18 protein-coding genes are annotated in these 20,443 nt (G+C 59.3%); 10 read left to right on the top strand and 8 right to left on the bottom strand.

From position 1 onward, the window contains the following. Nucleotides 1–132 precede the first annotated feature (132 nt). From YH62_RS22075 to YH62_RS22090, 4 genes are all read right to left on the bottom strand, one after another. Nucleotides 133–1,209, bottom strand: a complete 1,077-nt coding sequence (locus tag YH62_RS22075) for an ABC transporter permease (protein ID WP_046796456.1) — start codon at nucleotides 1,207–1,209, stop codon at nucleotides 133–135. Then, the gene (locus YH62_RS22080) at nucleotides 1,206–2,735 is read right to left on the bottom strand and encodes a sugar ABC transporter ATP-binding protein (RefSeq protein WP_046796457.1); all 1,530 of its coding nucleotides are present in this window, start codon (nucleotides 2,733–2,735) and stop codon (nucleotides 1,206–1,208) included. The genes YH62_RS22075 and YH62_RS22080 overlap by 4 nt, the downstream gene beginning before the upstream one ends. Continuing rightward, entirely contained in the window at nucleotides 2,732–3,355 is a 624-nt protein-coding gene (locus tag YH62_RS22085) for a DUF2291 domain-containing protein (protein ID WP_052760478.1), read from the bottom strand. Before YH62_RS22085 ends, YH62_RS22080 begins: the two co-directional genes overlap by 4 nt. 68 nt (nucleotides 3,356–3,423) lie before the next feature. Further along, complete coding sequence (locus tag YH62_RS22090) at nucleotides 3,424–4,365, bottom strand: D-ribose ABC transporter substrate-binding protein (protein WP_046796458.1); 942 nt, start codon at nucleotides 4,363–4,365, stop codon at nucleotides 3,424–3,426. A 431-nt stretch (nucleotides 4,366–4,796) separates the two neighbouring features. Here YH62_RS22090 and YH62_RS22095 point away from each other — a divergent pair, with 431 nt between their 5' ends. The 10 genes from YH62_RS22095 (at nucleotide 4,797) to YH62_RS22140 (ending at nucleotide 17,707) form a co-directional block, all read left to right on the top strand. Continuing rightward, complete coding sequence (locus tag YH62_RS22095; RefSeq protein ID WP_046796459.1) at nucleotides 4,797–5,777, top strand: TIM barrel protein; 981 nt, start codon at nucleotides 4,797–4,799, stop codon at nucleotides 5,775–5,777. Nucleotides 5,778–5,824: 47 nt separating this feature from the next. Then, complete coding sequence (locus YH62_RS22100) at nucleotides 5,825–6,646, top strand: transketolase (RefSeq protein ID WP_046796460.1); 822 nt, start codon at nucleotides 5,825–5,827, stop codon at nucleotides 6,644–6,646. Continuing rightward, on the top strand, nucleotides 6,646–7,608 hold the full coding sequence (locus YH62_RS22105) for a transketolase C-terminal domain-containing protein (RefSeq protein ID WP_046796461.1): 963 nt from the start codon (nucleotides 6,646–6,648) through the stop codon (nucleotides 7,606–7,608). The genes YH62_RS22100 and YH62_RS22105 overlap by 1 nt, the downstream gene beginning before the upstream one ends. Further along, the gene (locus YH62_RS22110) at nucleotides 7,605–9,071 is read left to right on the top strand and encodes an FGGY family carbohydrate kinase (RefSeq protein WP_046796462.1); all 1,467 of its coding nucleotides are present in this window, start codon (nucleotides 7,605–7,607) and stop codon (nucleotides 9,069–9,071) included. Before YH62_RS22105 ends, YH62_RS22110 begins: the two co-directional genes overlap by 4 nt. Nucleotides 9,072–9,219: 148 nt before the next feature. Continuing rightward, nucleotides 9,220–9,732: a sigma-70 family RNA polymerase sigma factor gene (locus YH62_RS22115; protein WP_046796463.1), complete on the top strand. Its 513-nt coding sequence runs from the start codon at nucleotides 9,220–9,222 to the stop codon at nucleotides 9,730–9,732. Nucleotides 9,733–9,810: 78 nt separating this feature from the next. Further along, nucleotides 9,811–10,827 (top strand): FecR family protein, encoded by a 1,017-nt coding sequence (locus YH62_RS22120; protein ID WP_046796464.1) that lies wholly within the window; start codon nucleotides 9,811–9,813, stop codon nucleotides 10,825–10,827. 128 nt (nucleotides 10,828–10,955) lie between these two features. Then, nucleotides 10,956–13,685 (top strand): TonB-dependent hemoglobin/transferrin/lactoferrin family receptor, encoded by a 2,730-nt coding sequence (locus YH62_RS22125; protein ID WP_046796465.1) that lies wholly within the window; start codon nucleotides 10,956–10,958, stop codon nucleotides 13,683–13,685. Between the two features lie 90 nt (nucleotides 13,686–13,775). Further along, nucleotides 13,776–14,558, top strand: coding sequence for a hemolysin (locus YH62_RS22130; protein WP_046796466.1), 783 nt, complete (start codon nucleotides 13,776–13,778; stop codon nucleotides 14,556–14,558). A 13-nt stretch (nucleotides 14,559–14,571) separates the two neighbouring features. Then, nucleotides 14,572–16,410, top strand: coding sequence for a type I secretion system permease/ATPase (locus YH62_RS22135; RefSeq protein WP_046796467.1), 1,839 nt, complete (start codon nucleotides 14,572–14,574; stop codon nucleotides 16,408–16,410). Next, nucleotides 16,397–17,707 carry an HlyD family type I secretion periplasmic adaptor subunit gene (locus tag YH62_RS22140; protein ID WP_046796629.1) on the top strand — a complete coding sequence of 437 codons (1,311 nt, stop codon included), beginning with the start codon at nucleotides 16,397–16,399 and terminating at the stop codon, nucleotides 17,705–17,707. The genes YH62_RS22135 and YH62_RS22140 overlap by 14 nt, the downstream gene beginning before the upstream one ends. Nucleotides 17,708–17,858: 151 nt before the next feature. On the opposite strand, the gene YH62_RS30825 is transcribed toward YH62_RS22140, so the two are convergent. The 4 genes from YH62_RS30825 to YH62_RS22155 all read right to left on the bottom strand — a co-directional run bounded on the left by YH62_RS30825 (nucleotide 17,859) and on the right by YH62_RS22155 (nucleotide 20,425). Further along, nucleotides 17,859–18,158 (bottom strand): hypothetical protein, encoded by a 300-nt coding sequence (locus YH62_RS30825; RefSeq protein ID WP_082118457.1) that lies wholly within the window; start codon nucleotides 18,156–18,158, stop codon nucleotides 17,859–17,861. A 538-nt stretch (nucleotides 18,159–18,696) separates the two neighbouring features. Further along, nucleotides 18,697–18,876 carry a DUF982 domain-containing protein gene (locus YH62_RS22145; protein ID WP_197082544.1) on the bottom strand — a complete coding sequence of 60 codons (180 nt, stop codon included), beginning with the start codon at nucleotides 18,874–18,876 and terminating at the stop codon, nucleotides 18,697–18,699. Between the two features lie 237 nt (nucleotides 18,877–19,113). Beyond that, nucleotides 19,114–19,353, bottom strand: coding sequence for a hypothetical protein (locus YH62_RS22150; RefSeq protein ID WP_046796469.1), 240 nt, complete (start codon nucleotides 19,351–19,353; stop codon nucleotides 19,114–19,116). A 325-nt stretch (nucleotides 19,354–19,678) separates the two neighbouring features. Further along, entirely contained in the window at nucleotides 19,679–20,425 is a 747-nt protein-coding gene (locus tag YH62_RS22155) for an SDR family oxidoreductase (RefSeq protein WP_046796470.1), read from the bottom strand. Between the last annotated feature and the right edge of the window lie 18 nt (nucleotides 20,426–20,443).

The raw sequence follows: 20,443 nt of genomic DNA on the forward strand, positions 1-20,443 counted from the left end.
CGAGTCTGGGGTAGCCTGCTCGTATTTCGCTTCCATAGGGACCTGCCTGAACTGAAAGAATCGCAATTACTCGAAAATCTTCGGTTCCCTTTCCATAATATCCTTACAGCAACCCTGTGAAGCTTCAAATGCTCAATTGACCTGCTGTTGCAGGACAACACGTGCCTGAAGCTTCTGCTGAATTTGGTCGACGACGACGGCGGCGATAATGACGACGCCCTTGATCACCGTCTGCCAGAATGAAGAGACGCCCATCATGATGAGGCCGTCGGCGAGAATACCGATCACGAAGGCGCCGACGATCGTCCCTGCGATGCGTCCGCGGCCACCCGACATGGACGTGCCGCCGAGAACGGCCGCGGCGATCGCGTTCAGCTCGAAGGTTTCGCCGGATGCCGGATGGCTTGCCTGCAACTGAGAAGAGATGATCAATCCGACCAGCGCCGCACAAATCCCCGAGAACATGTACACGAACAGCTTTGTCCGATCGACGTTGACGCCGGAGAGGGCGGCACCCCGTTCATTACCCCCGACGGCATAGATATGACGCCCCAGCGGCGTGCGCGTTGCGAGATAGGCCGCAAGAAGAGCCACGATCGCCATGATCCAGACGGATAGGGGAAAGCCGAGGAAACTGCCGGAGCCGATGAGCCGAAAGGTATCGGAACCATATTCCGGATTGCCGGCCAGGTTCGGAAAGGTACGACCCTCCGAAAAGAGAAGTGCTGCGCCGCGCGCAACATAGAGCGTACCGAGCGTTGCGATGAAGGGCGCAACGTTGAGCTTCGTGATCAACAGGCCGTTGATCAGCCCGATAAAGACGCCGACCAGCAGGACGAGAAAACATATCTCGATCGTGTTGAACTGGATACTGTATCCAATACCGATGAAGCCAAGGTCGATGCCGTATAGCACGAGATAGCCGGCCACCATGGCGCAAAGGCCGACGATGGAACCAACCGAAAGATCGATGCCGCCGGCGATGATGACGAAGGTCATTCCAATCGCGAGCAGGGCATTCAGCGCGACATGCTTCGAGATGATCAGCATGTTGGCGCCCGTCAGGAAGTTGGGCGCGTAAATGGCGAAGAACCCGAAAACCAGGATCAAGGCAACGAATGTACGCATGTGCAAAAGCAGCAGAAGTCCGGACGTCTTCGATCCACCGGGTACCGTTTTCTCGCTGCTCACCGTGTTGATGCTGCTCATTGAATTGCAACCCTGTTGAAATTGGGCGTTGCCGCGGACACTACGTCGGACGCATTGGCGCCGGCCGGAAACTCTCCGGTCAGTCTGCCATTGGCCATCACCAAAATACGGTCAGACAAGGCGAGAACCTCGTCCAGATCCGAGGTCACGAAGAGGATGCCAAGACCGCTGGCTGCCAGACGGCGCATGGCGCGAAAGATCTCGGCCTTCGCTCCGATATCGATGCCACGCGAGGGCTCGTCCATCAGGAGGATGCGTGGTTTCGTCATCAGCGCCTTCCCGATCACGACCTTCTGTTGATTGCCTCCCGAAAGACTGGAGACAGGATGTTCAAGGCTGGCGACCTTAATCGCCATCTGTTTTACGGATTCGGCGGCCTTGAGAGCCTCTGCCCGCAGACTGAGGTGCAGGATGCGCGTGAAGTCGCGCAGCGACGAAAGCGTCAGGTTCTCCCGGATCGTCATGATCTGAACCAGGCCGTCACGCTTGCGGTCTTCGGGAATGAGGGCGAGACCTTTGCGAATGCGGCCGGACACGCTTTTCTCGCGGACCACTTGGCCTCCAATGAAGATGCGCCCGGAGGAATTGGGATGCTGGGCCATGACGCATTCAAGGAGTTCCGAACGGCCTGCGCCCATCAATCCATAGAGCCCGACGATCTCCCCATTGCGGACGGAGAGCGAGACATGATCGACCGCGTAACCGCCGGCGGCACGGGGCAGGCAGATTTCCTCGACCCGGAAAACCTCGTCGCCCAGCTCGTGTTGTACCGTTTTTGGGAAGTCCTTGGAGGCGCTGCCGATCATGTTGGTGACGATCCAGGGGATGTCGACACCCTCCATCGACCGCGAACCTGTAACTACTCCGTCACGCAGCACCGTGATGTAGTCACCGATGCGGATCAACTCCTCCAGGCGGTGCGAGATATAGACGATGCCGACGCCCTGCCGCTTCAGGTCCTCAATCACCCGGAACAGAACCTCAACCTCGGCTGCCGACAGCGCGGAGGTCGGTTCATCAAGAATAAGAATGCGCGCATTTTCCGCCAGAGCCTTGGCGATTTCGACGATCTGCTGCTGCCCTATTCGCAGATTTCCAAGCGGCGTATCCGGATCGATATCCTGCTCGAGGCGCTTCATTAGCGCACGGGCGGCTGCGGTTTGAGCGCTCTTGTTGATGTGCACCCCTGCGAACGTCTTCTCATGGCCAACGAAGATATTCTCGGCCACAGTCATGTTGGGAAAGAGGTTAAGCTCCTGAAAGACGATGCCCACGCCATGCCGGGCAGCGTCGTTCTTGTCGGCGAAAACCACTGGTTCACCATCGAGGAGAATCGTGCCGCCATTGAGCTGCTCGACACCGGCGATCACCTTCATAAGCGTCGACTTGCCCGCGCCGTTCTCGCCAACCAGGACGTTCACAGCGCCCATGCGCAGATCGAAATCGACGCTCTTGAGCGCCTGCGTGCCAGGATAGATTTTTGAGCCGTTGCGGATTGACAGACCGACCGGGTGGGCCTCGTTCATGGCGCAACCTCGATGGATACCGGCATAATGGTCGGCTTCTCGCTGGCGGAGCGTATCACGGCGGCGCCGAGGAAGTTCAGGCGTTTGCCTTTCAGGGCGATATCGGGTCCGAAAAGCTTGGAAACCGCCTTGTCGTTCAAGGCGCGGCCGAGCTTCGCGTACTCGATCTGATCCCGGAAGGTTGAAAAATCGTAGAGATTGGTCGTATCGCGCAGCGCGGTTCCCTTGACCACCGGCCCGAGCTGGAGCGTCGCATCCGCCTGCCCGTCACCATCGAGGTCGATAGCCGCTACCGCGGCCTTGGAAGCGCGATTTTCATCCACCACGGTGGCCGTACCCTTGACGGGAAAGTTCCAGCCGCCGCCTGCGCCACCGACACGCATACCGTATTGTCCGCCTGCTTCATCGAGGCCACGTGCAATCGCCTCTTGCAAAGCTGTGAGCTCGACGGCCTTCTCCTTGAGCGCGGGGACGAGCTTTGCCTCGAATGTCGTCTCCACGAGCTCGGCAATCGGGTCGACGGGCGCACCTCCTTCGCCTTGGTTGGTCTTCACCAGCTTGCAGCTGGCAAGCGATATGCAGGCGAGCACGCTTGCAGCGAGCAGAGTTCTCATCTTCATGACGTGTCGACTTTATCTGGTTAGAAACCCACCCGGACCGTTGGTGGTCCGGGTGGCGCTTTCGCTGCTTACTCAGCCAGTGCGAACGTCTCGAGCTTCGACGCATTCTCGCTATTGATGAGAATGCAGTCCATCAGTTGCTTCTCCTCGAGGCCCGTTGATCCGGTCTTGATGAACTTGTCGGCCTGTTCCACCGCAAGCTGGGCTTGCTGGAAGGCCGGCTGAAGCACGGTCGCCTTTATGCCTCCATTCTTGATGGAGTCGCGAACATCGTTGGAACCGTCGAAACCCACCACGATCACGTCTTTTCGTCCGGCCGCCTCGAGTGCCGCGTAGGCGCCCATCGCCATCGTGTCGTTACCCGAGATAACGCCCTTGATGTCCGGATGTGCCTGCAGCATCGATTCCATCACCGAATAGGCTTCCGTCTGCGACCAGTTTGCCGTCTGCTGCGCAACCATCTTCATGTCGGAATACTGGTCGATCACGTCATGATAGCCCTGCGAGCGGATACCCGCATTGGTGTCGGACTCCTTGCCCACCAGCTCCACGTAATTTCCGCTTTCGCCCATCAGCTTGACGAATTCTTCCGCACCGAGCTGCGCTCCTTGATAATTGTTGGAGACGATCTGCGAGACAGCGACGCCGGTCGCGGTGATTTCGCGGTCGATCAGAAACGAGGGAATGCCCTTGTCCTTTGCCTTCTGGACCGCTGCGACGGACGCGTCTGCGCCGGCATTGTCCAGGATAATGGCCTTGACGCCCGCGGCGATCGCCGAATCGAACAGCTCGTTCTGTTTGTTGGCATCGTCATCGTGGACCATGACCATCGTCTCGTAGCCAAGTTCCTTCGCCCTTGCTGCGGCGCCATCAGCCTCGGCTTTGAAGAACGGATTGTCGTGGCTGGGCGTGATGATGGCGATGGTGTCGGCGGCAAGCGCGGTGCCGGACGCAAGTCCGAGCATGCCGAGAGCTACTGCGGACATAAGTAGACGTTTGGTAATAAGCATGTGGACCTCCCTTTAACGAACCCACCCTCCAGTGGTTTTCATATTCTATCGATTGCTTTCGTTTCCTGTCAATATTCTTTTAATCTAGGTCGATTTATGCGCCGCATAGAAGGTGGAAAATTGGCGTGCGGCGGCGCATACACGAGGCTAGAGTGCGTGGAATTGGCCGCGAGGGGAAAAACTTCTTGAACCCAGTCATGATACATGCGATGAAACGCAACAAACGAAAGAGATCAAAAGTATTCAAAAGGCGGCTTTTTTTGAGAACGCGGCCTTAGGAGGAGATGTGCCGGCTCGTAGCAACTGCCTGAGCTTGCCGCGGCAGTGCACTGGAGGAAGCTTGGGCCGAGCTCAATCGCGCCACTGCAGTTCTCCGCTCCTGCCGTCGGTGCCTTGTCCTTTCCAATAACTGAGTCAAATGGAGGAACCTTATGACCACCCCACGTTTCGGCGCCGGAATCTGGCACTTTGCCACCTACCTCGACCGCTACGCCACTGACGGTTATGGCATCCCGCGGAGCGTCATCGAGGCCATAGACCTTGCCGGTCAGGTCCGGGACCTTTCGGTGGTCGACATCAATTATCCTTTTTTCGGCGGCGACTTCTCCAATGCCCAGATCAAGGAGGCGCTGGATCGCAACAAGCTCGGTGTCATCGGCATCACGCCGGAAATCTACACGCGTGAATTCGTCAAGGGCTCCTTCACGAATCCCGATGCGGGCGTCCGCCGTCGCACCCATGAGCTGGTGACCGAAGCCTGCGATCAGGTTCGCTATTTCGGCGCCGACTACGTGAAGCTGTGGCCGGGGCAGGACGGCTGGGATTATCCCTTCCAGGTCGACTACGGCACACTTTGGAAGCATTCGCTGGATGGAGTTGGCCAGCTCGCCAGTGAGAACCCGGATCTTAAATTTGTCATCGAGTACAAGCCGCGCGAGCCGCGGGTGCGAATGAGTTTCGGTTCTGTCGCTCGCACGCTTCTTGGCATCGAGAAGATTGGGTTGCCCAATGTCGGCATCCTGCTCGACTTCGGCCACGCCATCATGGGCGGTGAATCGGCTGCCGACAGCGCTCAGCTCGCGATCGACTATGGGCGGCTGTTCGGCATGGATGTCAACGACAACTATCGCTCCTGGGACGACGACCTGGTTGCCGGCAGCCTGCACCCGATCGAGATCTTCGAGTTTTTCCACGTGCTTCGGAAGAACAAGTGGGAGGGCGTGTGGCAACTTGATCAGTTCCCCTTCCGCGAGGACAGCGTCGCCACCGCCAATCACGCCATCGACTTTCTCAAGGCTGCAGCGAAAGGTCTCGATGCATTGGACGTGGATGCGCTCAAGGAGGCGCAAAGCCGCCATGACGCGATTGGCGCGCTGAAGATCGCTCAGAAAGCCCTGTTCGGGGCGATGTAGGCGCGGGAAACGGCAGGAGCCAGATCGGCATTGAAAGGCCTATTACCATGTTGAAGAACGATATCGTCGACACGATCAGGCAGAAAGCCTTGTGGATGCGCCGCCGCGCCTTCACCATGGTGTTCGATGCACAGCTCGGGCATCCGGGTGGGGATTTCTCGGCGATCGACATCATCGCAACACTCTATTTCGGCGTCATGCACTATGACCCGAGGAAGCCGGATATGCCGGAGCGGGACCGCTTCATCATGTCGAAGGGACACGCAACCGGTGCGCTCTATACCGCCCTTTGCGCCGCCGGTTATTATCCGGAAGACTGGCTGGCCACCTATATGCAGCCGAACTCGAAGCTGAACGGCCATCCGAACCGCAACTATCTCCCGGGCGTGGAAACCAATACCGGCCCGCTTGGTCACGGCATGCCCGTCGGTGTCGGCATAGCGATTGCCGGACAGTTGACCAACAGCGATTATCGCACCTTTGTCCTGACCGGTGATGGTGAGTTGCAGGAAGGCTCGAACTGGGAAGCGGCAATGACTGCCGGCCACCGCAAGCTCTGTAATTTCACGCTGATCGTCGATCGCAATCGGCTGCAACAGGGGATGGGGACGGAGGAGACAAATGGTCTCGATCCTCTGGACGACAAGTTCCGCGCTTTCGGATGGGATGTGAAAACCGTCGATGGCCATGACGTGCAAGCGTTGCTGGACGTGCTATCGACGCCGCCCAGCGGACGGTCGAAGCCGCTCTGCGTGATTGCCAATACCGTCAAGGGCAAGGGCGTGTCGTTCATGGAAAACAAGGCTTCGTGGCATCATGGGGTGCCGAATGCGGACCAATTTGAAACGGCAATGAAGGAACTGGTGTGATGGCCGCGCCCGCTGTAAAACACGAAGGCACCCACGATTGTCGTGACGCCTGGGCGCGCACGCTCGAAGAGCTTGCGGCGCAAGATCCACGCATTGTCGCCGTCGTCAACGATTCCGTCGGCTCGTCGAAGCTTGGGGGCTTTCAGAAGAAGTATCCGGACCGCCTGGTCAATGTCGGCATTGCCGAGCAGAACATGGTCGGTGTCGGGGCAGGTCTTGCCAATGGCGGTCGGATCCCCTTCGTCTCCGCCGCTTCCTGCTTCCTGACGGGCCGTGCGCTCGAACAGCTGAAGGCGGACATCGCCTATGCCAAATTCAACGTCAAGCTCATCGGCCAATCATCCGGCGTCGCATATGGCGAACTGGGGCCGACCCATCACTCTATCGAGGACTTCGCTTGGCTTCGACCACTGGGCAGCATCACCGTTGTCGTTCCCGCAGATTCTTGGGAAACGGTCGAGGCTGTCAAATGGGCCGCCGTCCACGACGGTCCTGTCTATATCCGGTTGAGCCGCATGCCGGTGCCGGATATTGCCGTTCCAGACCGTGTATTCCGGCCTGGCAAAGCTGAACTCGTTCGCGAGGGCAGTGATGTGACCATCATAGCCTGCGGCACCATGGTTCACCTGGCGGTCGCGGCGGCGGCCGAACTGGAGGCAGGAGACATCTCGGCACGTGTCTTGAACATGGCCACTATCTCCCCTCTCGACGAATCGGCCGTCTTGGCCGCAGCGCGCGAAACGGGGGCAATCGTCACGGTCGAGGAGGCCAGCATCCATGGAGGCCTCGGCGGTGCCGTTGCCGAACATACGGCGGGCAATCTGCCGGTTCCGGTCGAGCGGATGGGGTTTCCGGGCTTCGTTCCGACCGGGTCGGTGGAATGGCTGTTCGAGCATTTCGGCCTAACGGCCGCCGGCATCGCCAGAACGGCCCGGAAGGCGATCGGGCGCAAACGCGGATGAGTGGCGGGTATGTCATCGCCATCGACCAGGGCACGACCAACACGAAAGCCATTCTGGTCGATGCCGCCGGCGGCTTGGTTGCCAAGGCTTCGGCGCCTTTGAGGTCTCATTATCCTCGCCCGGGATGGGCTGAGCAGTCCGCCGAAGATATCTGGACCAGTGTTCAGACCGCGATTGCCGATCTCGTCCGGTGCGGTACCTTCGAGATCGAAGGACTTGCAATCGCCAACCAGCGCGAGACGCTCGTCGTCTGGGACGCAAAAACAGGCAACCCAATCGCGCCGGCAATTCTCTGGCAGTGCCGGCGCACCACTCCGGCATGCGAAGCACTGATCGCCAATGGCGCGAACACGCGCGTAGTGGAAGCGACTGGCCTTTCCATCAATGCCCTGTTTCCGGCCTCCAAGCTGGCTTGGATCCTGCAAAACGTGTCCGAGGCTGCGCCGCTCGCCGCGCAAGGTCGGCTCCGTGCCGGTACGGTCGACAGCTGGCTCCTGTACAAGCTGACCGGCGGAGCGATATTTTCCACGGACCATTCAAACGCCTCGCGTACGCAGCTTTTCCACACGGGCAACCTTCAATGGGATGAGAGCCTTTGCGACCTATTCGAGGTGCCGTTATCGGTATTGCCGGAGGTAAGACCATCCGACAGCCGCTTCGGTGAGGTGGCGGAAGGGACAACGGCGCTCAAGGGCGGGGTCCCAATTCTCGCCATGATGGGCGATAGCCATGCCGCCCTTTATGGCCATGGCGTCCGCGCGCCGGGCCTGGTCAAGGCCACCTATGGCACCGGCTCCTCGCTGATGACCCTCACATCAAGCCGCGTGCTGTCGCATAGCGGGCTCTCCAGCACGATCGCCTGGAGCGACAAGAACGGAGTAGCCTATGCGCTGGAAGGCAATATCACCGTATCCGCTCAGGCGGCCGCCTTCGCCGCCGATGTGCTCGGGCTTGCCGATGCCGGCGCTCTTTCCGACCTCGCGCAGACGGTAGCGGATTCGGCTGGGGTCGTCTTCGTACCGGCCCTTGCGGGGCTCGGTGCTCCCCATTGGAATGACAGGGTATCGGGTACAATCTCCGGCATGACGCTGGCCACGACCCGGGCTCACATCGCTCGTGCAACCTTCGATGCCATAGCGCTGCAGGTGAGCGATGTGTTCCTGGCAATGGAGAAAGACATAGGCGCGCAACTGCATGGCCTGCTGGCCGATGGCGGTGCATCCGCAAACGACTTTCTCATGCAATTGCAGGCAGATGTTCTTGATCGCTCCGTCACGCGCAGCGGCGCGGCCGAGGTGGGGGCTCTCGGTGCCGCAGCAATGGTGTTGACCGGTTTGGGAGAGCCTTCGTCTTTATCCAATATGCGGCAGGAGCTGTTTGAACCTCGCCAGGATTCGGCCGCGTGGCGTTCGCAAGTCATTCGGAACTGGCGATCGCTGCTGGCACTGCTGACGGCGGCTTGAAGCTATTGCTGCCCAAGGAAGCGATGTCGCCGCAGTCCATCGAAAATCGGGCATGCAAAACATGATTGTGTAACTCATATTTTTCTGTGCTATTCGCAACCTGAAGCGTATAGAGCTGACTCGTTGCAATACACGGCGATCTGATTTCATGGGCATGGAAAGGGACGACAGACGTAACGGCCTCTACGCCACGCATCGCGCCTCTTTGATTTCCTATGCCGCATCCTTCGTCGGTTCGAGAGATGAAGCGGAAGAAATCGTCCAGGAGGCGTTTTCGAAGCTTTCCGCGGAAAACCTCGATTGCGTGGAGACCCCGAGCGCATATCTTCGGCGGGTCGTCAGAAATCTCGCACTCAACAGGCGCCGACGGCAAAGATACGAGCTGGCACAGGCCACCGAACATGCGCCTGAGTGGATTCAGCCTCTCAAAGTTCCCACGCCGGAGCAGGAAGCTGTTTTCAACGATCAGGTGAGGATCATCGCGCAGGCGCTAAGCGAATTCCCTCACCAGACGCGTGTCATTGTCGAAATGCACCGGTTCGATGGATACACGCTCCAGGAGATTGCCGATCGTCTCGACCTGTCGGTAACGACGGTGCATAGAACCCTGACATCCGCGATGAGCCAGTTGACCAAACGGTTGACCAGGCACCTTACATGACCGGACAGGTGGAAAAAACGCCCGAGCTATTTGTCTAATTGGTTACAAACAAAATCTGTTCGCCGAGGCAAAGAGTGCATGAAGCCGACTGTCCCGCATGAAAATGACATCGATGCCATCAGAGAAGAAGCGGCAAGGTGGCTGATCGACCTCCAGTCACCGGACTGTCGTGACTTCGATGGCCTGAATGCCTGGCTGGACCGCTCGCCCGAGCACCGGCGGGTGTGGGAAGAAACCCGCCTCATGTGGCAAGCCCTCGGCGCGGCGCCGTTGCACTATAAACGGATCAGCGCGCCTCGTTCCCCCACTGCCGACAAGGCCAGTCCGTCATCGCCGCATGCAAGGAAGAAGGCGATCAAGGGCTTTACCCGGAGGATGCTCGTTGGAGGGATAACGTCGGCCCTTCTCTGTTTTGCGGCGTTCCTGGTGGTTCCTCGCTTGGCGATCGAATGGCAGGCCGATTATCTGACGACGACGGCCGAAACCCGCTCGATCGCTCTCGAAGACGGCAGCACGGTTCAACTGGGGGCCTCTTCGGCAATCCGGACGGATTTTTCTGGAGGATACCGGAAGGTTACCCTGCTCGAGGGGGAAGCCTTTTTCGATGTGGCCCACGATGAGGCACGTCCATTCATTGTCGATGCTTCCGAGGTGAAGATAGAGGTGCTGGGCACCGCGTTCGATGTTCGGCTGGGAGAAGGGCAAACCGATATCGGTCTTGCACGGGGTTCAATTCGCGCTTCCGTCCATTCCGGAAAGACCACGGCGACGCAGACACTGTCTGCGGGCAATCTGCTGATCGTCGACAGGCAAACGGGGAAAATGTCGGTCGATCAGGTCTCCGCGGATGACATCGGGGTCTGGCGCGCGGGACGGCTGTTGGTGGCAAATTCCACTATCGGTGAAGTCGTGGCCGAGATTCAGCGTTATCACCCGGCATGGATCCTTATGCCCGACAGAGGGCTGGCGGCTTCACGCGTCACCGGTGTTTACGACCTGTCGGAGCCCGACAAGGCACTGCGGGCGCTGGTCAGCGCGCATGGAGGAAAGGTCCGGGATATTTCTTCCGCGATCCGGATGATCACGCGGCTATGATCAACTTCAACATGATCGGAATCAGCTTTTTCGAATTTCGGAGAAAAACATCGGAAAAAATCCTTCGCCAGTTTGTCTAGTTTCTGGAAGCGCCTGATTGGGGGCGCCTTTGGAGATTGCAGGACGAAATGACTGGTGGGGCATTGGGTTTGGTGCGAGGGGTTCGCACCGGAGCGTTTTTATGGGGTACGACCGCGCTGGCGATACTGCTGGGTGCAGGGATCGGCTATGCGCAACAGGGTGACGCCGGGTCATCCCAGGCACAGACAGATCAAGGCGCGCGGCGTTTCGATATTCCTTCGCTGCCGATATTGAGCGCCATCAGCGCCTTCAATCGGCAGTCCGGTCTTCAGATAACCCTGCCGGCCGGCGTCGGCTCTAATATCAGAACCAACCCCGTCAAGGGCAGTTATCGTCCGGAAATCGCCTTGGAGCGAATGTTCGTGGGAACGGGCGTTTCCTACCAGATCGGCGACGTCGATCAGGCGATTCTAAGCTCGTCCGTGACGGGCTCGGATGATGCGGCAACCACACTGCCCACGATCGTCGTCAGGGGCAAAACCGGTCGCAATGCCAATGGAGGTCCGGGCTATCAAGGCACGCCGGATTGGGTTTACGGAGAACCCCGAAGCGTCAGTGTCGTCTCCAGAGAGGCAATCGAGAACAATCCCGCGACGCGCAGCGCCTCCGACGCACTCGATAATGTTGCCGGCGTTATCACCAATCGTGCGGAAGGACAAAAACCGGGTATCGCTGTCAACATACGCGGTCTTCAGGACATGAGCCGGATCACGACCAGCATCGATGGCGCCAGGCAGAATTTCCAGCGATCCGGCCATGGCGGATATCAGCAGACGTTTGTCGACACTGCCTTCATTCGCTCCATCGAAGTGGAAAAGGGCGCGGTCAGGGGCGTCGGCGGGGCGGGTTCGCTCGGAGGTCTCGTCGATTTCCGATCGGTCGGCGTGGACGATATCCTGGAATCTGGCAAGGACATTGGCGCGGAGATCGAGGCGGGCACCGGCACCAACGCATACAATTTCGTTGGTTCGGCCATCGGTGCGGTGCGCCTGTCGGACACGTTCTCGCTGCTCGGTGGCGTCGCTATCCGCAACATCGGCGACTACAAGATCGGTAGCCATGGCGAAATCGCGTCACTGCTGCCGGGCCTGACGGTGGTCGATGACGATGTGCTCTTTTCGCGCCGCGAGATACTCAACACGCTTCTCAAGGCCGAATGGGAGATCACCGACGACCTGACCTTTCAGGGGTCCTGGATGCATTACAAGGCTACGGGAGCCACCGGCGGCTATGGTGGCATAGTCGGGGGACTGCGAACCAACGAACAGGACTATTTCAACGATACGTTCACGGCGACTTGGGACTACGATCCTGAGTCGGAGTTGGTCAATGCCAGACTGCGGCTCTGGTACAACGACACGGTGAACGACGAGAAACGGGATTACGGCACCGGTACCACGGACGATTACTCCTACGGAATGGAAAGCTTCGGTGGCAGCCTTGAGAACACCAGCCGCCTCACCTTGCCTTTCGGCGATCTGGCGCTTCACTACGGCGTCGAGGGATACCAGGACAACGGCAATACCAGGAGCCTGACGATCCCGGCAGCCGATATCGGATATGACGGTGCGTGGGGCCTGCGCGGCGCCAACCCGCCGGGCAAACGCCTGATGGCCAGCGGCTTCACCAGCGCCACCTTGCAGCACGAGGACTGGCTGACCCTGACGGGCGGCTTGCGCTATGATTATTATCGCTTGCGGGGTTCAACGGTTGTCCACAATCAAAGAACCGTCGTAACACCCCGCAATTGCGTGCGATGGCAGGATATCGATTCAGACGGTACGCCCGATCCGAACGGGCTTTGGGTGAGCCCGGATGGTTCGACCTTGCTGGATGGTGCCGTTCCCAATCCCGGTCCCGGATGGGAATTCGCAACGCCGGCTTGTGAAGAGTGGGACTCTCCCTCTGATGGCTTTGAGACCGTGTATGACGCTTTTCCGGTCGAGGTCGACAAGTCGGGGGGCGCATGGCTGCCTTCCGCCACGATCGCGGTTAAACCCTTCGAATGGTTGCAACCGTTCGTCAGCTATTCGCGCAGCTATCGCCCGCCCGCGGTTTTTGAAGCGCTCATCTCGGGTGGGCATCCGGGGCTGCCGTTCGAGAACACACCCAATCCGGACCTGAAGCCGGAAAAGGGCGAAACCTGGGAGCTGGGCGTCAATATCTCGCAGGATGCCGTTTTCACAGCGGACGATGCCTTCCGGATGAAAGCCGTCTATTTCCGCAGGAATATCGAGGACTACATCTCGATGGGTTACCGGTATTTCGAGCCGGCCGGGCGATATTATACGAGCAGCGTCAATCTCGACGGCACGACGAAGATGAGTGGCCTCGAGATTGAGGCCAGCTACGATCTTGGCTATGTCTATTTCGGCGGCTCTTACACGAACGTCGATACGGATTGGGCCGACACCTATACGATCGACGGACCCGACGCGGGATTCGGCAATACGCCGCGTCCCACCGTTCTCTACCTGCCACCCCGCGAAAAGTTCACCCTCGATGCCGGCATACGCCTGTTCGATGAGCGGCTCGTGCTTGGCGCGCGCGTCAATCACGTGAGTGAAACGGAGACCGGGTTCGGCCAGCTCAGTGGCTACACCAATGCGGCCTACACGACCTACGACCTCTATGGGTCCTTCGATGTAACCCCGCAAGCCAAGCTGCGGTTCGGTGTCTCCAACCTGACGGACGAGCGATACGTTCCCTCGCTCGGCATCCAATCCTACCCTGCGGCGGGCCGAACCTTCACTGCATCGCTGAAAATGAACTTCTGACGCGGTGCAAACGAGACATTCGCGGCGGAGCCGCCGTGAAACCCAGGTTCGCCAAGTTGGCGGGCAATCCAGAAAACTAAGGAGATGAACATGGTTGCGACTATCAATCTCACTGTGGCCAATCGTGATCTGGTTGGCTATTTCACTAATTGGACAGCTAACTTCGGTTACAACGGCAATGGTGAATTCAGCCCGAGCTTCGCGGCTGCAACGCAGTGGGCAGCCGGAAATGTAGCCGGCACGACCAACAGCGGCGTCATCATGAACGGCAACTTCGCCTATGTACCTCCGGGCGGTTTTACCGGCACGGTGAACAACCTGCAGTTCGGCACGGATCTCAACGGCTCGACCGCTTCGGGCTTCAGCCTTGCGACCGCCGGCCTCACCGTCCAGATCGGCGATGCCCCGAACGCAGCGCTCAACGGTGCGATCTATTCGCTCTCGCATGGCGGTAGCTTCACCGGCGTCACGGCGCCGAGTGGCAACGCGCAGCCGGGCCTCTACGACTATTTCGGTCAAGTCGGCACGGTTCAGAACGGAACGGCCCTGGCCGACCGCCTCTACAGCTTCGACGGAAACGATGATCTCAATGGCGGCGCCGGAAGGGATACCTTCGTCTTCGATCGGGATATTGCCGGCTCGCTTGCATCATCGATCGGCAATGACAGCGTTTCCGGCTTCGTTGCCGGCGCCAATGGCGATTTCATCGACCTTTCCGGCCTCGCCAGCACGGCTTTCGACACTTATGCGGAAGTCCTTGCGGCATCTTCGCAGGTTGGCGCCAATACCGTCATCGATTTTGGAGGGCTTGGAACGATCACGCTTGAAGGCGTGAACAGGTCCGCTCTGACCTCCGGCAATTTCGTCTTCTAAGGGAACGAAATTCTTGGTCACCACACCAAAGAAGGCGTCGCCGCAGCTTAGGGCTGCGGCGGTCGTCCCGACGGCCAGAGCGGCGATCACGGGCGTAGCGTTGATCAGCGGCGTTGTAAACCTGCTGGCGCTGACCTCGCCCTTGTTCATGCTGCAGGTCTATGACCGCGTGCTCGCGAGCCGGAGCATTCCTACCCTTATCGGCCTGGCTGTCTTGGCTCTTATTCTTTACCTCGTGCAGGCGGGCCTCGACATCATTCGTTCACGCATCCTGCTGAGGATCGGGGAGAGCTTCGATCACCAGCTTTCGGGCCGCATCCACGAGGCAGTGCTCCGCCTGCCCCTTGAGACGAAAATGCCCGGCGACGGGCTTCAGCCCCTGCGGGATCTCGATAATGTGCGAGGCTTCCTTTCCGGGCAGGGACCTGCGGCTTTCTTCGATCTTCCCTGGATGCCGTTTTATCTCGCCATCTGCTTTGCGTTCCATTTCTGGATCGGCGTGACGGCCTCGGTTGGTGCCATTGCGCTGATTACGATGACAGCCTTGACCGATTTTCTTTCCCGGACCCCGATCCGCGAGGCAACAAGGCATGGGATGGTGAGGAGTGCCGCCATGGAGGCGGGTCGCCGAAACGCGGAAGTCGTCCGCGCGCTTGGCCTTCAGGAGCGCCTTTCGATGCGGTGGCGGCAGGTGAATGCGGCATATCTCGCCTCCAACCGAAGGGCGGGCGATGTGGCGGGTCAGTTTGGAGCGGTTTCCCGCTCGCTTCGCCTCATCCTTCAATCCGCCATCCTCGGTGTGGGGGCATGGCTCGTCGTCGAGCAGCAGGTGACGGCAGGCGTCATGATTGCCAGTTCGATCATGATGGGCCGTGCGCTGGCGCCCGTGGATCTGGCGATCGGGAGCTGGAAGCCGTTCCTCATGGCACGTCAGAGCTGGGACCGGTTGAGCGGCCTGCTTTCGATGATGCCGGAAACGCCTGCGGTCATGGCGCTTCCCGCCCCGACTGAAAGTCTGACGGTCGAAAACCTGACGATCGTTCCGCCCGGTTCGGCGAAGATACCGACTATCGCGGGGGTGAGCTTTTCCTTGTGGGCAGGTAGCGCGGTCGGCGTCATCGGACCAAGCGGTTCCGGCAAGTCGACGCTCAGCCGGGTGATCGTGGGCGCCTGGTCACCCGTTGGCGGAAAAGTGCGGCTCGATGGGGCAAGCCTCGACCAATGGGACCGTGACGCTCTTGGAAAGCATATCGGATATCTTCCGCAAGGGGTGGAGCTGTTCGAGGGAACCATCGGTGAGAACATCTCACGCTTTGATCAAGACGCCGATCCGCAAGCCATCGTGGAAGCCGCGAGGGCAGCGGAAGCCCACGAATTGATCCTGCGTTTCGAAAAGGGTTATGAAACGGAAATCGGCGAAGCGGGGTCGATGCTTTCCGCCGGGCAGCGACAGCGCATCGGCCTGGCTCGGGCCCTTTATGGCAATCCCTTTCTCGTTGTCCTGGATGAGCCGAATGCGAATCTCGATGCCGAAGGAGAAGCTGCGGTCGTGAAAGCCATTGCGGCGATTCGGGCGCGCAACGGGATCGCAGTCGTCGTGGCCCATCGCCCAAGTGCCCTGGGTTCGGTCGATCTCGTGCTGATGATCGACAATGGGCGAATGGCGGCGTTTGGCCCCAAGGATGAGGTTCTTTCCCGCGTTTTGAAAGCGCGCTCGCGCGGTGTAGGGGGTGCCGGGGAGAGCCACCCCTTTCAGGCGAGCGGCCGCACGATCACGCCCTTTCGGGTAGTGGCAGCGTCGTCGGAGATCACATCGGCGGCGAGCAAGGATGGCAGCGATGTTGAACAGTAAAGCGGACCCCGTCTCACGATCGATCCACCAACACCTTTTCGCGGGACTTGTGGTCGGGATTGCCTTGATCTTCGGCGCAGGCGCCTGGGCTTCGACAACCCATCTCGCGGGGGCCGTCATGGCTTCGGGCCATTTCGTGGTCGACTCCTACGTCAAGCGAATACAGCATCCGACAGGTGGGGTCGTCGGAGAAATTCTCGTTCGCGAGGGGCAACGCGTCGCTGCCGGAGAGGTTCTGATGCGCCTCGATGCCACCCAGACGCGAGCCAATCTCGCCATCGTGACCAAGCGTCTGGATGAACTCAATGCCCGGCTTGCCCGGCTGGAGGCCGAACGGGATGATCTTGCGACAATCAGCTTTCCGGCTTCGCTTCTGCAACGTCGAGGTAACAGCGATGTCGACCTGGTCCTGCAAAGCGAGGAGCGTCTGTTCGAGTTCCGCAGGAAGTCCAGGGAAGGAAACAAGTCGCAACTGCTCGAACGGATCACGCAGTTCGAGCACGAAATTGCAGGTCTCAAGGCGCAGGAGCTTGCCTATGACCGCGGGCTCAAGGTACTTGAGGCGGAGATCGCCTCGCTTCGCGCGCTTCATGAAAAAGGCATCGTCTCGGTTCAGCGTCTGAACGGGTTGGAAACACAGGCGGCAACATTCGGCGGCGAGCGGGGCGAAAAGATCGCATTTCAGGCACAGGCCGCCGGCCGCATCTCGGAAACGAAACTCCAGATCGCCCAGATCGATCAGGACCTGAAGACGGAAGTCGGCCGGGAGCTACGGGAAGTGCAGGGACAGATTGGCGAGTTCGTCGAGCGAAAGATAGCTGCTGAAGATCAATTGAGGCGCATCGATATCCCGGCACCGCAGGAGGGGACGGTGCATGAGCTGACGGTCCACACCATCGGCGGCGTGATTTCGCCGGCAGATGTGATCATGTCCATTGTTCCCGAGAGCGACAAGCTGGCGCTCGAGGTCCGCATCCTTCCCCAGGATATTGATCAGATCACGGTCGGTCAAAAGGCGGTCGTCAGGATGTCTGCCTTCAATCAGCGTACGACACCAGAGCTGAACGGCACGGTGACGCGTGTTGCAGCCGACCTGACGGAAGACCCCCGCACCGGCTTTTCCTATTATCTTGTGCGGCTCTTGCTTCCTGCTGATGAACTGCTGCGGCTGGATGGCCTGGTACTGGTTCCCGGAATGCCGGCAGAGGCCTTCATTCAAACCGGCGAGCGCACGGCTCTCTCCTATCTGGCAAAGCCGCTTTCAGATCAGATCAGACGCGCATTCCGCGAGGAATAATTCCTAGCCAGCCGCGGGCTCAATCGGTTACCTCATCAGCTCGCTCATCCGTCTGACACTCGTCCAGGACGGAAATGCATTGCCGTTCTAATGAAGGGATGGGTCTCGGAACCCATCCCCTTGAGAAGAGCAAGAACGGCAAGGTTGCCAATCACCAATCTCGCCACCGGCGTTCTCGCCAGCCATGCTCGTGCCGATGGTGGCGGTGAGGGCGGTCGTAATGCCATCCGCGTGGGCGGTCCCATCCATAATGACGTCGCGGCGGCGGCCGCCAACGGTTCGGCCGGCACTCGCCCCACCGGTTCAGGTGCCATCCTCGACCGCATGCCCAATCGACGTTCACGATAGGAGACGCCGATGGAACGTTTATCCCGCCGAGCGGCATGGCATTCACGCCGGTACCTAGCAGTGAGCCGATCAGCAGGGTGGCAGCAATGATGATCTTTCGCATGTCAATGCCTCCTCTAACGAAGACATTTAGCGCCCGTGTCGCTGAATGATGGCTGAAGTCCTCGTTCAGCTTTGCGAAAGATTTCGATGGGAGCTATTGGGCCCGCTCACCAATCACGTGGACGCTCTCTGACGTCATCTCGCCGGCTCCGATCGTCCGATGGGGAGCCTTGCAGCCTGTCAAGCACTTGCAGAAGCGAGTCTGCGCATTCTTTCGTCGTCTCGCCCTCCGCACAACGCAGATCGATCGAGGTTCGGCCGGTCTCGATCCGAAAACGCGCGCCTCGTTCTCGTGGTGATGGATGCATTCGCCAATCGCTCCCATTCATCTCGGGAGCACCCGCTGGTGATGGAGCTGGCGGGGAGCGGTCGTCCTCTGTCTGTGGCGGAGGGCTCGGCGGGGTGTTGGGAGTTTGGGCTAAAGACGCACCGCTGGATACAGCTAGGGCGACGGTTGTCGCAATGAGCGGAAATTTCATGGGATGGCCTCCGGTTACAGATGGCCAACAAACCTCGGTGCAGAAGGGTTTGTTCCTCGGTTAACCGTCTACCGCCAATTCCGCCGATGCCAATGCCATCTCGAAACGCTCGCGGGCGAGATCAGGGCTGCCACGTCCATCGAGTGCGGCAAGGATTGCTTCTGAGGCTGCCATGAAATGTGAATCTTTCAGAAGTGGCCAGCTCGATGTCATAAAATCGTAGGCGTTGAGCGGTCCCATGATCATGATTTCCCCAACCCGAACAGGCCGGTCCCAGAACAAAGTTGTCATGTGCTTCCCATCACTGCCTAGCAGCGGCACAGTGGCATCTATGATATGCCGAGTCCAGCAATAGCCGGCGGTGCTGGGCTTTTACAGGCCGCTGATATCATAATTATCGGTCGCAGCCGTCAGTGCCTGCCCGGCAGCTTTGCCCTCCCAATACGGGAGGAACCACGCGCCTCGGTCGCTTTCGCTTCATCCCTTGGTGGCGGCAGTGAGTCCGTGCCTGTCTGGCCGGATTGCTGAGAATTGGCCACGGGACCACATCACCAGTCGCAACCGGCTTTCAATTTCTTGTCCGGTCCTATGAGGATAGCGCTCGTGCAGGCGCGCAGCGATCTGACCGAGGTTCGTCTCACAGGCTCCGTCCGGTAAAAAACGATCAGCTTCTGCATTGATCGCTCCCATCAACTGCTCATCGCGTCCAGTTTTCATTCCGTGACCTCCTGAGACCATAAGGCGAAGGAATTTGCCACGGTTACGCTGTGCCGTTAATACGGCCAAAAGGCTGATATTGTTATTAAGTGCCTCGCACAGGCGCCGTTGGCTATTATCACCGCTACAGTCTCAAAGCAGGGTAAGAGGCCAGCTATCTCGGTAGGCCGCGAACCCATAAACGGCTGAGATTTGGGTGGCTTCCCGCCGGTCAGCTTTCAAAGGGTCAGTGCCGAAGCTGCCATTGGGTAGTCGGCTTTCTCAGAAAACGATCGAGAAACGAGACACGCCGCGATCTCGTTTCCCTTTCAGAACTCCCGCCGTTTCACCATCTCTTCTGAACTAAGTCGCCAGATGCCGAGCAGGCGTAAAAGCCTGCCGAGGGGCCGAACGCGTGCGTCGTCGCCAAGGCAACGGCCGGGCGAGCACCCTCATCGGGCGAATGGCCGGGTCCGTTCCCCGTCATGTCGGTGGATGTCAGACCCGGGTCCACCGCATTCACTTTTATCCCTTCTGGGTCCAGCTCCTTGGCTAGCTTTACCGTAAGCATGTTCAGCGCCGTCTTCGAAGCGCAGTATCCACCGAAGCCGACCGTCCAGGTTTCGCTCCGCATGTCTAAGGCATCGCCGAGTGAACTCAAGCCACTGCTCATCATCACGATCCGCGCCGCTTCGGACTTGCGCAGCAGCGGCAGGAAAGCTTGCGTCACCCGAAGGACGCCGAACACGTTGGTCTCAAACATTTGCCTGATCTCATCGATCGATTCCTCGGCCAGGGAAGGAGGCTGGCTGGACATGACACCGGCGTTGTTGACCAGCACGTCCAGTTTGCCGGCCTCGCGCTCTATGGTCGTGACGGCACCAGCCACGCTGGCGTCGCTCGTGACGTCGAGTTGCACTGCGCGAATGTCGATACCTAAATTGCGCAACCCACGTGCTGCGGCGTCGCCTTTCTGCAAGTCTCGACATCCCAGCCAGATCGAGTGACCGTTTGCGCCGAGCTGGCGCGCAATCGCGAGACCAATGCCTTTATTCGCACCGGTAACAAGCGCTGTGAGTGGTGTGCGAGTCATGATGATTTCCCTGCTCGT

It is taken from the genome of Rhizobium sp. LC145 (genome assembly GCF_001005825.1).
Classification (GTDB): domain Bacteria; phylum Pseudomonadota; class Alphaproteobacteria; order Rhizobiales; family Rhizobiaceae; genus Neorhizobium.

Coding starts and splice junctions, on each gene's coding strand:
- YH62_RS22075 (WP_046796456.1), bottom strand. CDS start 1,209: ATGAGCAGCATCAACACGGTGAGCAGCGAGAAAACGGTACCCGGTGGA.
- YH62_RS22080 (WP_046796457.1), bottom strand. CDS start 2,735: ATGAACGAGGCCCACCCGGTCGGTCTGTCAATCCGCAACGGCTCAAAA.
- YH62_RS22085 (WP_052760478.1), bottom strand. CDS start 3,355: ATGAAGATGAGAACTCTGCTCGCTGCAAGCGTGCTCGCCTGCATATCG.
- YH62_RS22090 (WP_046796458.1), bottom strand. CDS start 4,365: ATGCTTATTACCAAACGTCTACTTATGTCCGCAGTAGCTCTCGGCATG.
- YH62_RS22095 (WP_046796459.1), top strand. CDS start 4,797: ATGACCACCCCACGTTTCGGCGCCGGAATCTGGCACTTTGCCACCTAC.
- YH62_RS22100 (WP_046796460.1), top strand. CDS start 5,825: ATGTTGAAGAACGATATCGTCGACACGATCAGGCAGAAAGCCTTGTGG.
- YH62_RS22105 (WP_046796461.1), top strand. CDS start 6,646: ATGGCCGCGCCCGCTGTAAAACACGAAGGCACCCACGATTGTCGTGAC.
- YH62_RS22110 (WP_046796462.1), top strand. CDS start 7,605: ATGAGTGGCGGGTATGTCATCGCCATCGACCAGGGCACGACCAACACG.
- YH62_RS22115 (WP_046796463.1), top strand. CDS start 9,220: ATGGGCATGGAAAGGGACGACAGACGTAACGGCCTCTACGCCACGCAT.
- YH62_RS22120 (WP_046796464.1), top strand. CDS start 9,811: ATGAAGCCGACTGTCCCGCATGAAAATGACATCGATGCCATCAGAGAA.
- YH62_RS22125 (WP_046796465.1), top strand. CDS start 10,956: ATGACTGGTGGGGCATTGGGTTTGGTGCGAGGGGTTCGCACCGGAGCG.
- YH62_RS22130 (WP_046796466.1), top strand. CDS start 13,776: ATGGTTGCGACTATCAATCTCACTGTGGCCAATCGTGATCTGGTTGGC.
- YH62_RS22140 (WP_046796629.1), top strand. CDS start 16,397: ATGTTGAACAGTAAAGCGGACCCCGTCTCACGATCGATCCACCAACAC.
- YH62_RS30825 (WP_082118457.1), bottom strand. CDS start 18,158: ATGCGAAAGATCATCATTGCTGCCACCCTGCTGATCGGCTCACTGCTA.
- YH62_RS22145 (WP_197082544.1), bottom strand. CDS start 18,876: ATGGGACCGCTCAACGCCTACGATTTTATGACATCGAGCTGGCCACTT.
- YH62_RS22150 (WP_046796469.1), bottom strand. CDS start 19,353: ATGAAAACTGGACGCGATGAGCAGTTGATGGGAGCGATCAATGCAGAA.
- YH62_RS22155 (WP_046796470.1), bottom strand. CDS start 20,425: ATGACTCGCACACCACTCACAGCGCTTGTTACCGGTGCGAATAAAGGC.